Below are 12,862 nucleotides of genomic sequence, written 5' to 3' on the forward strand. Positions count from 1 at the left end.
CAGCAGCTATTATCAGTTTAGTGGCTTTACATAATTCACCTGCCGATTATCGAGCCGGTAATTACTGTCGGTGCATACTCCAGTATATACGTGTTACGGTGTTAACGCACACGTCATGCTTTGTACCGAACTGGCGTTATAAGGTGTTACAATACGACACACAAACTTTCTGATGGCACACAGGCAACATCACAATAGTTCAGCTATGGCGAATCTTCTCTTGCCCGCGACTGAGATAGAGACACCTGCCGGCCAGCCCTGGTGGCAAACACCACTAGCCGGTACCGGTTGGCTTTCACACCTGACGATTGGTGACCTGTTGCTTCTGGCCGGTAGCCTGCTCCTCTACTTCTACACCCGCCTGACCGATCTGACCAGCTTCCCGATCTATTTCTTCTGTGACGAGGCCATCCACAGTGTGCTGGCGCGTGATCTTATCGCCAACGGTTTTCGCGATGGTGAGGGTACCTTATTTCCGACCTACTTTCGTAATGCCGAAAAGTGGAGTCTGAGCCTCAGTGTCTATCTCCATGCCCTTAGTATCATCCTGTTCGGGTTTGCGCCATCGGTCTGGATGACTCGTGCCACCTCCGTTGTCGCGAGTGTTCTGGCACCGGTGGGCATTGCGGTGCTGTTGCGTTTCGGCTACCACAGCCGACACTGGTGGCTGGGAGTCCTGGTGTTGTGTACATTGCCGGCCTGGTTTCTCCACTCCCGTACCGCCTTTGAAACCGTGCTGATGGTCGCCTGTTATGCGACGTTTCTGGCGACGTATGTGCTCTACCGTTTCTACGATGATCGCTGGCTGGTTGTCGTGATCCTGTTCGGTGCCGCCACCTTCTACAGCTATGCCAATGGGCAGGGGGTAATGCTGGTGAGTGGCGTGATCTTGCTGATCAGCGATCTTCGCTATCATCTCAGCCGTTCACCGCGACGAATTGGGATTGCTTCCATCGCGATCCTGCTTGCTGCCATCCCGTGGTTGCGTTTTCGCTGGACGCATCCTGAAGCGTTGTTTGAGCATTTCCGTTCCCTCAACTCCTATTGGATACAGTCCATTCCGCTTACCGAGAAGCTGCAACGCTTTGGCAGTCTGTACCTGCAGGCCCTCGATCCGCGTTACTGGTTTTGGCCTAACGCGGTAGACCTTGATCGGCATCGGTTTCCTGACGCCGGTCATCTCCCGCTCTTCCTGCTTCCCTTCATCGGTATTGGCCTGGTCGTTTGTCTGTGGCGTTGGCGGGATGCGCACTACAGAATACCTCTCATTGCTCTGCTTGCCGCACCGTTCAGCAGTGCGCTGGTTGGGCCGGCCATCACCCGCATGCTGGCGATGGTCATTCCGGCAACCCTGCTGGCTGTCATTGGGCTGGATATGCTCCTTGCCTTCCTGAGCCATTCGCGACAACGCTTCGTGACCGTCATCCTCGGCGTGATCCTTGCCATCAACAGTCTGACGATGACCCGCTATGCCATCCTGGGTGGTCCGCTCTGGTTTCGCGATTACGGCCTCAATGGGATGCAGTACGGGGCGCAGCAGCTTTTTGGCGAGACGATTCCTACGCTGCTTGATCGTGATCCGCACATTATCCTCCGCGTGTCACCGACATGGGCAAACAATCCAAACAGTTTTGCCAGCTTTTTTCTCACACCTGCCCAACAGCGCCGGGTCGAACTTATCAATATCGATGCCTACCGCTACCAGCGCCGCGATCTTGATCGGCAACGCGACGTGTTCATTATGACTGCCGGTGAATACTGGCTGGCCCAACAGAGTGGAAAGTTTATCCTATCGCCGCCGGAACAGATTATTCCCTACCCCGATGGTCAGCCAGTTCTATGTGGTACGCCTAGAGTACGTTGCCAATATCGACGAGATTCTGGCCGCTGAACGAGCTGAGCGGCAGCGGTTGATTGAAATTCCGTACACGCTGGAAGGTCAGTCAGTGGTTGTTGCCCATTCCCCATTCGACATTGGCAGCGTCCCTAACCTCTTTGATGGTGAGCCGTTGACGCTGGCCCGTGGTTTTGAAGCCAACCCGCTTGTCATTGAGCTGCGATTTACCAACCCGCGTCCACTGCGCCAGGTGGGATTAACCCTCGGCAGTATGGATCTCGATCTGCGGGTCACCGTCACCACGCCTGATGGTGAGACCAAAACCTTCAATCAATCATACCGTGGGCTGCCGCCTGATCCGACGGTGTACCTTGATCTACCAGAGCTGCTCATCGCACAGCAGGTGCGCCTGGAGATTTTACAGGTGGGAGTTGGTGAACCGGCCCATGTCCATGTCCGGGAAGTGATGCTGAAATGAGGTCAGGTGTAGTGCAGGTGAACAACAGATCTGACAGCATTTGGTAATTAGCTGGTAATTCCGCATTTGTATACTCTCGCGTGGCAAGATCGCGGCACAACCTATGGATGCACCAGCACAATCTTGGGAGATCGAGCATGTCAGATCCACTCGCGCCGTATTATTTCCCATGGCCATTTGGGCAGCAAGGCTTCGCTGAACTGATCTCACAACCAGACATCTTTGCCAGGGCATTCAAAGAAGCCATCCTCGCAAATCTCAACTACCGTTTAATGGGTTCCGGCCTGGTTCAATCGGGTAACATCCTGATCCAGTCGGTTGTGCTGAACCAGAACGTGCTGACCGTCACCTTTTCGCCGGAAGGCACCCGGCTGTTAGGTCTCGGACAACTTTCAGTAATGGGGAATGGTTCCCGTCCGATCCTGGTTGATGCAACGGGGCGTATTGTCGAACACGCCCGTCTGACCTCGAACGCGATCCAGACGGTGGCAGCCATCAGTAGTGCCGTCGTCAGCGTCGCACACGTGATCTCAGCGGCTGATCTGGCACATCGTATGCAGCAGATGGAGACAAAACTTGATCTGCTGATTGCGTATCGGCGGATTGATCAGGAGGCTAAGCTCGAAGGAGTCTTCTACGCCGCTCGTGAACTGTGTGCCGGGCCAATCTCGTCAGATGACCGTCGGCAATTACGGCAGTTGCGGCAGGAACTCCGTGAGCTACGGATTGTGCTACGCAAAGAATGGCAACGTGAGCTGGAACAGATTGCGCAACAGCAGGTGACGGGGTTTGATGTATTCGTTGAGCTGTTCGTGCGAAACTGGAATGGTGCGATGAACATCATCGGCAATGCGTTTCAGGGACGTGGAGAACAGAAAGGTGCTGATCTGCCTCAATTGGTCAATCAAGTACAGCAGCAGGCGCAGCAAAACGAATGTGAGCTGTATCAACAGCGATGGCGTGCGAAATTTGATCCAACCCTGAGCTATCCGTTTCTCATCGAGTTTATACTGCGGCTCGAGGTGGTGCTGGCAATGGCGAGTCGCGATGAAGTCGCGTACAGCCAATCGCTGCGTGATGAATTAGCCGCAATCGAACAGGTCGTCAATTATCTGGACGAGCAGAATCAAAACCTCGCTCTTGACTATCGGTTTATTGCCGATTATCGCACATTGCTTGGCGGTTATCGGCAGTTTGGTCAGGCGTTGGGTGGTTTCTCTACAGACATAGTGCCTGTGCGTTAGGTAGAGAACGTGTCCGGGTCGAACCGATCTGCTTCTCCCCGCAAACTACCGGCAATCGCCTGCCCACGCCGCAGATCGGTAACCAGCGCACTGGCCAGGGCCACGGCCCGTGCTCCGGCGCGTAGCATTGCCTGGGCATGGGCTGGCGTTGTCACGCCACCCATACCGATCACCGGTACCTGTACCGTCGTGGCAACACTGGCGATAATCCGTAGGGCGATTGGAAAGATGGCTGGTCCACCCAATCGCCCGTACACCAGTTCGCCGGATGGTTGGGATATACACCCCGGCATACCACCGATCAGCGCAAGCGCATCGGCACCAGCCGCAGCGCAGGCTGTGGTTACGGCAACCGGATCGGGCAATTCTCCAGGTAGTCGTACAAGTAACGGCAGTACTGTTGCCTGTCGTACCGCGCTGACACGCTGGGCCGCTTCAACCGCAGTGAGCGCAGGTAGGGCCAATTCAAAACCGGCGATGCCCGGCGTATCGTTCAGCTCACTGGCAACGGCTGCTGCATCTGGGCCGGCCAGACTCACCAGGATCGGAACGTGGTACGTTGCCCAACGTGGCGCGAGCCGTTCACGTACCTGTCTTACGCTAAGGCTAAAACTGCCGTGATGGTAGAGTGTACCCGCAGGTGTAGCCAGCAACTGCGGCTTGCCGCGTCGTCCGCTCATCGTCACCGTTGAACTGATGATTGCGCCCAGACCGTGATCTGCGTCTGATCGCTGTAACCCTAACCAGCGCGCTACACCGACTACATCACCCAGGCTGCCGGCAGCTGCAATGACCGGTGAAGCAATCGTCAGGCCATACGGATTGTGTGGTGCCAGTTCAATCATGCGACCGATGGTATCCTAACTCGGCCAGTGCCTGCCGGGCTTCGCGCTCTTCGTTCCACGGCAGTGAAAAGTCGGCGTAGATAATGCTACCCTCATGCCCTTTGCCCAGCAACAACACCAGGTCACCGGGTTGTGCTGCGGCCAGGGCAGTCCGAATAGCCTGTGCCCGATCAGGAATGCAGAGGTACCCACTACCGGGTCGTTTGCCGGCCCGTTCGGCACCGGCAGCGATCTGGGCAATGATCGCCTCGCGGTCCTCGCCACGCGGATCTTCATCGGTCAGCACCAGCAAGTCACACATCCGACCGGCAATTTCCCCCTGAATAGCCCGTTTGGCAACATCACGCTCGCCGGCACTGCCGAACACTGCAATCATCCGCCCCTGCACCTGGGGCCGCAGCATGGTAAAGATCTGCTCGAACGAATCGGGATTGTGAGCATAGTCTACAATCACCGCGAATGGTTGCCCGGCATCAATCGGCACCATCCGGCCACGTGGTGCCCGCACGCCGGCCAGGGCGGCAGCGGCTGCCTCGATCGCAACGCCCTGACTGAGAGCGACCGTCAGCGCGGCCAGAGCATTACTGGCGTTGAAGCGTCCCGGTAATGGAACGGTCAGATCGGTGGTGCCCCAGGGTGATGTTACCCGCACCACACTGCTCATTGGCCCACTGTGGAGTATCTGGCCCTGGACATCTGCCGGCTTGTGCAAGCCATACCGTAACCGCACAGTATCGGCAGGCGCGGCATCAAGGAAATACGCATGATGTGGATCGTCAGCATTGACAATTGCCCAGCGCGAACCACTTCGTTCGCCAAGTAGCGCAAAGAGCTGGGCTTTGTCGGCTCGATATTGCTCGAATGTGCCGTGGTAATCGAGATGTTCGTGGCCGATATTGAGCATAACAGCCACAGCGAACGCGCAGCCAACCAGCCGCCCCCAGCGTGGCGAGAGAGCGTGGGATGTCGCTTCAATAACGGCTGTATCGCAACCGGCAGTGACCATCTCGCGCAGCAATGCCTGTACCTCTGGTGCTTCCGGTGTGCTCTGACGGGTGTCGTTGGGCCAGCGGCGATTCCCAATTTGAAAATCGACGGTGCTGATCATGCCCACCATTCGTCCGGTAGCAGCGAGGAGCTGGGTCGTCAGATCGGTCGTTGTGCTTTTCCCTTTGGTACCGGTAATTCCGATTGTGGTCAATTCACGTCCGGGATAGTCGTAGAACGCAGCCGCCAGTGGTGCCAGGGCCACCCGGCTATCGGCGACCACCACTACCGGCACGGTAACTGGTCGTTCATCCCAATATCGTTGATCAACCACCACAGCTATGGCTCCCCGTGCGATAGCCTGGTCAATAAACTGGTGACCATCGCTATGCTGACCACGGATGGCAACAAACAGACTCCCCGGCTCGACACGCCGCGAGTCGTAGATGAGCGATTGCACAGGCACGAGTGGTTCGCCAATCAGCCGTTGGACTACCACATCGTTCAGGAGGCTGGCAAGTGTTTTTGCCATCATTGACGTTACCCTCCAATCTTTCGCCGCGCCAATGGATAGAGCAATGGTAACAGGACCAGATCGAAAGCTGGCATAAAACGAACGATTCGACCACCAAACCCTTTTTTGAAGCGGTAGACACCAATCAGCGGGTCTTGTTGCGCAGCCTGCTCAAGGGTTGTGCGCACAGCTTCATCAGCGACCGTCGCCGCTTGCCCAAGCGCATCGGGAATGCCCCACAGGTCGTAACCGATACACCCTTGCTCACGTGCCCAACGCATGGCGTACCACGCCAGCAGATGATTGGCACCACTGCGTAAACCCTCTGCTGTTGAACCACCGTACAGGTAGCGACCGTAGCGTGCATCGGCGAAGACCAGATGGGACGCGACCGGCATGCCATTCAATTCAGCAACCAAGAGGCAACTATGTGGCTGATGCAACTGCCAGGCGGTTGTATAGTAAGCAGCGCTATGAATCGCAAAGGCGGCCCGCTCACCGGTTGCGCGCATAATATCATAGAACGTTGCCAGATCGGCCTCGCCGCCGGTCCGCACCGTCACTCCGATGCGCTCGGCCCGCCGAATATCGGCCCGATGACCTTTCGAGCACGCGGTGAAAATGGTTTCTACAGGTGGTTGTAGATCAACGAGTATCGTACTGCGTGGTTGGATCGGTTCAGCCAGAACCAGCCGATGTTGGGTAAACCAGGTATGGAGATGGGGAGCCTGAGTGTCATCTTCGCTCACGTTTGGCTCAAGCCGGATCGCGATTGCCAGCATCTGGTGTCCGAGCCGACGCACGCCATCGATCAGGCGATCATCGAGCGCTGGATCGCCGGACAGGAGTGGACCACGCGGTGTGTAACCAAAGGCCAGGCCGGCGTAGCGGCGGAAGAGTACCTGGGCACCGGCGCGGATAGTGCCATTGTCGTCGTAAACTGCGATACGTCGGCAATGCCAGCCAAAGCGAGCTTTCAAAGCACCCCATGGACTGGCCTGCAACACATTTCCCTGGGGATGGGAAGCAACAAAGGCATCCCACTGTGCGGCAGATGGAACATCAACCCGCCACTGACCCTTCATAAGCTCACCCATTGCCGTTCGGCATAGCGCATTGTCGGTGAAGCGACACGCGCCGCGTATTCGGTTACCGCAGCCGGCATCGCTGCTGCATGGCCGAAGAGGACGCCCAACTGGCTGGAATAGGCGGAAATTGCCCTGATCTTCGCCTGGAGCAGGGTCTCATCAAGTGGAATATAGCGCGGCGCATACAACTCACGACCGATCATTGCCAGGCGTTGTTCAACTGCTGACGGCTGACGGGCATACGGAAAGTCTTCATAGTATGCGAAATGGACGGCGGCTGTGCGCAAACTGGCCGTTGCCGCGCTGAAGACCAGTTGATGATCGACGTGCATGCCCACAGCCAGGGGTACATAGAACATGGCTCGTGGATAGCGTTTGATCAGACTCGCGATCAGGGTTGCCACCACATCGGTAAGGGGATCATCGGCGACCGGTGTTGCGAAGAGACTCTGCTCATCGGCATACACATCAGGTCGGCGGTAGATGGCGTCCAGCGCCGGCAGTAATAGCGCATCAGCGCCGAGCACTCCCAATGCAGCAGCATCTTCGACGCGACGATGAGCCACCACTGCCGATGGCGGTAAGCCCCAGCGCTGATGGAGGGTCTGCGCAAAGGGGCTGAATTCCGTATGACTTGGTGGGGAGCCACTACAGATATTAACAACCAGCACCCGTTCGCCGGTCGCGGTCAGGCGGGCAATCAAGCCGCCACAGGAAAGCGCCGCATCATCAAGATGCGGCGACAACACAATATGGCGATAGCCATCAGGCAAGGCCAGGGCCTGATCGGTAACCAGGGGCATACATCCTCAGAGGGTATCAAGGTCGAGTTCAGCGAGCGCATCCTGGGCAACCTGGGCGCACACTTCGTCGCGTGAACGGGCGATCCGCTTTAGAATGCGGCGGGCATCGGGACCACCAACCTGCCCAAGCGCCCAGATCGCAGCCAGCGCAATCTCGGTATCCTCATCATCGACCAGCGGTAACAATGCAGGGAGCAACTCACGTCCATCTTCACCGATCTCGCCCACAGCGCGTGCTGCTTCGTAGCGCAGTGATGGCGATGGACTCTTCAACTCTCGCAAAATATACGGAAACCACTGTGGGCGCATCGATCGGCCCATTGCCAGGACGGCGCTCTCGCGCATGTAGATGTCGTCCATGCTATAGGCACGGGCAACCAATGCCTGTGCTTCTTGCGAATCGGCAAAATACCCCAATGCCTCAACTGCACGCCGGCGTACTTCTGATGGTTGTTCAGGATCAGAAGCGGTCTGGATCAATGCGCTAAGCAGTCGTTGAGCAGCACTAGATGGTAACTCACCGATTTCAGCCCGATAGGCAAAGCGGGCCAGACTGATCACTGCGGCAGCCCGCACTTCGCCGGCCGGATCGTGGATCATTTGGATCAGGCGATCCATCATCTGCTCGTGATCATCTTCCCACAGCCCTTCAATCGCCAGCACCCGAATCTCGGCATCGTGATCGGCCAGACAGGTGCGAAACACCGGTCGGTAATCAAGCTGAATCTGCTCTTCAGCCAGTTCGGCCAGCAAGTGCATAATATGGCGTCGGCGATCCAAACTAAACCGCTGCCACTGCTCCCAGAAGATGTACACACTCTCCGGTCCCAGGTTGGCCAGCAATTTCAGATCGACTCGGGTTGGTGCGGTCTCAGCAGTATCAAGTTGAGCGACACGCTCGGCAAAACTCAGCGTCATGGTAAACCTGAATACGGTGACAATCAGGCGGCGATCAACGATCCTGATCGCCGCCTGCCACATCTACTCATCGTCATCAATATAGCGTCCACTCCGGCGGCGCAACGTAGGTTGAGGGAGATCGATATCATCCGTCGTCTCCTCTTCCTCCGTATCATCCCGATCAACCTGTGGCATGGTGAAGAGATAATCACCAGAAGCAGTGGGATCTGCCGCAATTGACGTATGACTATCGAGCAGGGCTTGCAGGAACGAGCGCGAAGCCGGGCGCAGAACATTGTACGCGACATAAATATCGGCGAATGAAACCCGATACACCGGCCGCTCGCGGGTTCCACCTCGCTCGCCCATCGTCTCACAGACATGCTCAAGGATCATCTCGGCCTTCCGCCGTTCACTCATCGGGAAAGCCTTCAGATTGCGCAGCTTACCGAAACGGCTCTGGGTTGGGAGCAGATCTTCATCTACTGCGCAGTAGAAGGTCAGGTTTGCAAAAGCAAACCGGTTCTTCTTCTCATCGAAGGTCAGCAGGCGCTCGGTTGTCTCACCGGCCTCTTCGTAGGTGATGTTAAAGACATTGACAGCATCGGTGCGGCTAATTGTGATCAAGGCGCCGGGCACAAGATACTCGCGGAAGAAGTCCTCAAGCCCTTGCAACCAGCCACCACGATTGCCAGTGGGATAACGCACTTCAACCAGGTAGTTACTGTAATGTTGTGGTGACTCAAACCGAAGTACCGCAGTACGCTGGTCAGGCAAGAGGGGAGCGGGTAAGAGTGTTGCCAATGCCGCATCGAGCGGTAGCAACCCATACTCCCATTCAAAGAAGGTCAGCAGACGAGTGACACTGCCACTGGCGATGATCGACTCAGCACTTTGATCGGCCAGACTATCATCGAAGCCCTCGATGAGGTACGAGGTCAACTGGCCCATCTCAGCCGCTTTAACTCGCTTCGAGCCGATAGTCGGCAAGCCCTTCGTTGACCAGATATTTGCACCCTCAACACCGACAAACTCAAAATCCTTCTCGCGCGACAGACGATAATTCAGCGAGAAGCGAAATGTCTCATAATCCGACTGGCGCGGATTGTGATAGTAGAGATCGGCAATGATTTCGGTGTCGAGGAGCGGTTCGTTCCGTTCCAGAATATAGTCGCGAATCTTACGCAGATCGTTCTTCCCGAAGCCGATCAAACCCGACTCAGGGTAGTGTAGTCGGCCAAAGCTCACAATCCGACGCAGCGGATCTTGAGCCAGACGTTCCGCCAGAATCCGTTCGAGCGCCGGGCCATGTTCGGCCACGATCTCGGTGGGTGAATGACTGAGATCGATGGTCAAACCATCAACCGTCATAATAGTCGAGTGTTCATCAAGAGTCGGCTCAGCGGCTACGGTTGCCGGCTCTGCTGTGATGGCTTCTGTTTCGACCGGTTCGGCAGGTGTCGTCGGCGGTACATCAACCGTTGATGGTGCTTCGCTCTGCGGCTGCGCCATTACTGTGTCAGCAGCCGGTTGATCAGTCATTGCCGTCGTCTCGGCCACTTCTACTGATGGCTTTTCGGTTTGTAGCGAAGGCATCTGCGCAGCGGCCAGCAGCCGTGCCTGCTCGATCCAGTAATCGGAAATATAGACCGGTTTATTTGTGGTAATCGCTGGTGGCGATGTCGAAACAACGACGCTCAAATCATCAACCGGTAATGGATGCTCAGGCTCATAGAGCCGTTGCTTAAATGTATGCGGATCGGTTGTATCACGGGGAATATAACGCCCCTGCCGCGAGGTGACATAGATCACCTGACTCTGCACCTCTTCGCGGGTGAAGCGTTCATCAGCCGCCAGTGCTGCTTCCAGCTCGGCCTGCACCTGAGCAGGATCGCGTTGCAGGCGCGTCGCAAAAAACTCAACCAGATTACTCAGGGTCTGGCGAATAGGAGCATCAACGGCGAAGAGGACACCCTGCGCGGTCATCAGCCGCCATACTTCATCGGCCAGCGTTCCTGTCGTGGCAGTCATTCACTCTCCTCCGTTACCAGCTTGCAAAGAATTTCGAGATATTGCAGCAGCAGCTCGTGCACGTCTTTGGGTTCACCACTTGCCCGTAACCATTGGAGTAAGCGATCAATGGCCGTCTCACCAAACACAATCGTTTTCGCCTCCATCATTCCCCCGTAATACATCATAGACAACAGGAAACAGAGAGGCACAGCTTGCCTCCCTGCTATCCGTAGGATGTACGATATAGCTTATCTTATTGTAGCATTGCTCAGCGTGATATGCAAATGGGAGGCTCAATCCGACAGGCTGTCGAGTGCCATGGCGACTGCGCCAATTGCTACGCTATCGGGGCCAAGGATTGACGCTACAACCGGTACAGGACGGGTGAACTGTGGTGCGATGAAGTCATTCACTCTGGATGCAATTGCTTCGACGAAGCGATCACCTCCGATCCGCACAACGATGCCTCCCAGGACAACCATCTCTGGATCGAGTAGGGCAATCACTTGTGCAATCCGGGTAGCCATGAGATCAATGGTATGCTGTACTACTTTGCAGGCAATCGGATGATCGCTAAAAATATCTTCCAGCCGATCCGCTGCAAGCCCTTCAGCAGTTGCCCGGCGGATTAAGCCACCTATCGAAACCAGCTCTTCCAGGGTCTCTGGGCGACCATCGCCATCCCAACCGTGGGCGACCACCGCATGCCCGATCTCGCCAGCCATTGAATGGGCGCCATGGTACAGGCGACCGTTCAGCACTGCACCTCCGCCAACGCCACTGCTCAGGTGAAAGTAAAAGAGATGCTGGCAACCTTTGCCGACACCAAAGGTTGCTTCTCCCAGGGCGATTAGATTAGCATCGTTGTCGATGAGCGTCACGGCATCAAACGCCTGTTCGAAACGCTCTTGCAAGGGGTAATTTTCCCACCCCGGTCGCCGTGGGGCCAGTCGTACCGTGCCATGGCGGAGGTCAACCGGGCCGCTAAAGCCTACGCCAACCCGTACCAGGCGCTCGACGGTAACGCCTTCCTGCGCCATTAAATCTCGTGCCAGATCGATAACCCGGCGTACCGTTGTCTCTGGGTCTTCATGATCGATCGACTCGAGAGCGGCATTTTGGTAGGTGTGGTGCTGCAAGTCGACCAATGCAGCTCGTAATCCGTAGCTGCCCAGGTCGATCCCAAGGATGTAGCCTTGATTCCCAAGAACGCCCCAGAGGTTCTGCGTCAACCGTTCTCGAATAAGGGCAGGCAGATCGTTCATAGGGCTGTTCCTCTCTACATTTCAGCGAATGGTCGGCACCGGTGTTGTGAGATTATAGCACATCATGTTCTCTGCGTGCAGTCCGTTGTGGTGTGGGTTCAGCAACGAAGAGCAAGAAGGAGATAACTCCCAATATCGCTGCTGCGATCCGGGACCATGACCAGCTCACTTGGGTACAGGCTTGACAGGTATTCGTTTGCATAGTCGATGGTGTTGCAGTTGGCGAGGGAGCAGCAGTTACGCTCAGATAACCGGGTTGCGGTGAACGGAGTGCTAACGAAGCTGGTCGTCGTTCGGTTGGTCGTAATGCAGGCGTTATTATCATCAGTTGTGCGCTGTCGGTTGCGTCAGGCGCAACGACAGCAGGTGCGCCGGCACGTTCCCACTCCGTTGCTGTTGGTACCATCAGCGGTTCTCGCTCGATAACCTGATCAACCGCTGCTGCAATGTAGGTAAATGTATCAATTGGGGTTCCCGCCGGATCGTGCAATGTGACCGTGTCGCCACTGTTGTTGAGAAAGGCGCGAGTGATGGGAACGCGGAGTATTGCCCCCGCTTCCAGTTGTAATCCTGATAGCAATCGCCGCTGACTACTGCTATCGCTGAAGAACCATCCTTCCAGGTTGACCGGTAGGTGGTGCTGCGTGCTTAGCTCGATCCATTCGTTCTGCCCGATTGCGGGAGCCGGCAGCAGGGCACGAATCATGACCGCCCCAACCGGCCATGGGGTCGGTGTGGCCGTCGGGATTGCGGTTGGGGTGCGGGTGGCCGTCGGGGTGCGGGTGGCCGTCGGGGTACGGGTGGCCGTTGGGGTGCGGGTGGGCATAGGTCGAGGTGCCGGTGAGGTACAGCATCGGGTCCATGAGGAAGAGGGTCTTGTGCGCGCGG

Annotated in this window: 13 protein-coding genes; 4 read left to right on the plus strand and 9 right to left on the minus strand. The window is 56.5% G+C overall.

Annotated elements, in window-relative coordinates; all coding sequences use genetic code 11:
- Positions 1-205: 205 nt before the first annotated feature.
- The 3 genes from VAE57_RS07125 to VAE57_RS07135 all read left to right on the plus strand — a co-directional run bounded on the left by VAE57_RS07125 (position 206) and on the right by VAE57_RS07135 (position 3,559).
- Complete coding sequence (locus VAE57_RS07125; RefSeq protein ID WP_322821192.1) at positions 206-1,891, plus strand: hypothetical protein; 1,686 nt, start codon at positions 206-208, stop codon at positions 1,889-1,891.
- Entirely contained in the window at positions 1,842-2,315 is a 474-nt protein-coding gene (locus tag VAE57_RS07130; RefSeq protein ID WP_322821193.1) for a hypothetical protein, read from the plus strand. Before VAE57_RS07125 ends, VAE57_RS07130 begins: the two co-directional genes overlap by 50 nt.
- 137 nt (positions 2,316-2,452) lie before the next feature.
- Positions 2,453-3,559 carry a hypothetical protein gene (locus VAE57_RS07135; RefSeq protein WP_322821194.1) on the plus strand — a complete coding sequence of 369 codons (1,107 nt, stop codon included), beginning with the start codon at positions 2,453-2,455 and terminating at the stop codon, positions 3,557-3,559.
- On the opposite strand, the gene VAE57_RS07140 is transcribed toward VAE57_RS07135, so the two are convergent.
- From VAE57_RS07140 to VAE57_RS07180, 9 genes are all read right to left on the minus strand, one after another.
- Positions 3,556-4,404 carry a dihydroorotate dehydrogenase gene (locus VAE57_RS07140; protein WP_322821195.1) on the minus strand — a complete coding sequence of 283 codons (849 nt, stop codon included), beginning with the start codon at positions 4,402-4,404 and terminating at the stop codon, positions 3,556-3,558. The two genes, VAE57_RS07135 and VAE57_RS07140, sit on opposite strands and share 4 nt — an antisense overlap.
- On the minus strand, positions 4,397-5,926 hold the full coding sequence (locus VAE57_RS07145; RefSeq protein ID WP_322821196.1) for a UDP-N-acetylmuramoyl-L-alanyl-D-glutamate--2,6-diaminopimelate ligase: 1,530 nt from the start codon (positions 5,924-5,926) through the stop codon (positions 4,397-4,399). Before VAE57_RS07145 ends, VAE57_RS07140 begins: the two co-directional genes overlap by 8 nt.
- A gap of 5 nt (positions 5,927-5,931) precedes the next feature.
- Entirely contained in the window at positions 5,932-6,990 is a 1,059-nt protein-coding gene (locus tag VAE57_RS07150) for a lipid II:glycine glycyltransferase FemX (RefSeq protein WP_322821197.1), read from the minus strand.
- Positions 6,987-7,796 carry a PIG-L family deacetylase gene (locus tag VAE57_RS07155; RefSeq protein ID WP_322821198.1) on the minus strand — a complete coding sequence of 270 codons (810 nt, stop codon included), beginning with the start codon at positions 7,794-7,796 and terminating at the stop codon, positions 6,987-6,989. The genes VAE57_RS07150 and VAE57_RS07155 overlap by 4 nt, the downstream gene beginning before the upstream one ends.
- Positions 7,797-7,802: 6 nt before the next feature.
- Positions 7,803-8,777, minus strand: a complete 975-nt coding sequence (locus VAE57_RS07160; protein ID WP_322821199.1) for a HEAT repeat domain-containing protein — start codon at positions 8,775-8,777, stop codon at positions 7,803-7,805.
- The gene (locus tag VAE57_RS07165; protein WP_322821200.1) at positions 8,778-10,727 is read right to left on the minus strand and encodes a hypothetical protein; all 1,950 of its coding nucleotides are present in this window, start codon (positions 10,725-10,727) and stop codon (positions 8,778-8,780) included.
- On the minus strand, positions 10,724-10,918 hold the full coding sequence (locus VAE57_RS07170) for a hypothetical protein (RefSeq protein ID WP_322821201.1): 195 nt from the start codon (positions 10,916-10,918) through the stop codon (positions 10,724-10,726). The genes VAE57_RS07165 and VAE57_RS07170 overlap by 4 nt, the downstream gene beginning before the upstream one ends.
- 84 nt (positions 10,919-11,002) lie before the next feature.
- On the minus strand, positions 11,003-11,974 hold the full coding sequence (locus tag VAE57_RS07175; protein WP_322821202.1) for an ROK family protein: 972 nt from the start codon (positions 11,972-11,974) through the stop codon (positions 11,003-11,005).
- Positions 11,975-12,026: 52 nt separating this feature from the next.
- Complete coding sequence (locus VAE57_RS07180; RefSeq protein WP_322821203.1) at positions 12,027-12,680, minus strand: hypothetical protein; 654 nt, start codon at positions 12,678-12,680, stop codon at positions 12,027-12,029.
- On the opposite strand from VAE57_RS07180, the gene VAE57_RS07185 reads away from it, so the two are divergent.
- Positions 12,679-12,862 (plus strand): hypothetical protein (locus VAE57_RS07185; protein WP_322821204.1); only part of this gene is annotated, 184 nt, incomplete at its 3' end. The two genes, VAE57_RS07180 and VAE57_RS07185, sit on opposite strands and share 2 nt — an antisense overlap.

Source organism: Chloroflexus sp., assembly GCF_034434295.1.
In the GTDB taxonomy this organism is placed as follows: Bacteria; Chloroflexota; Chloroflexia; order Chloroflexales; family Chloroflexaceae; genus Chloroflexus.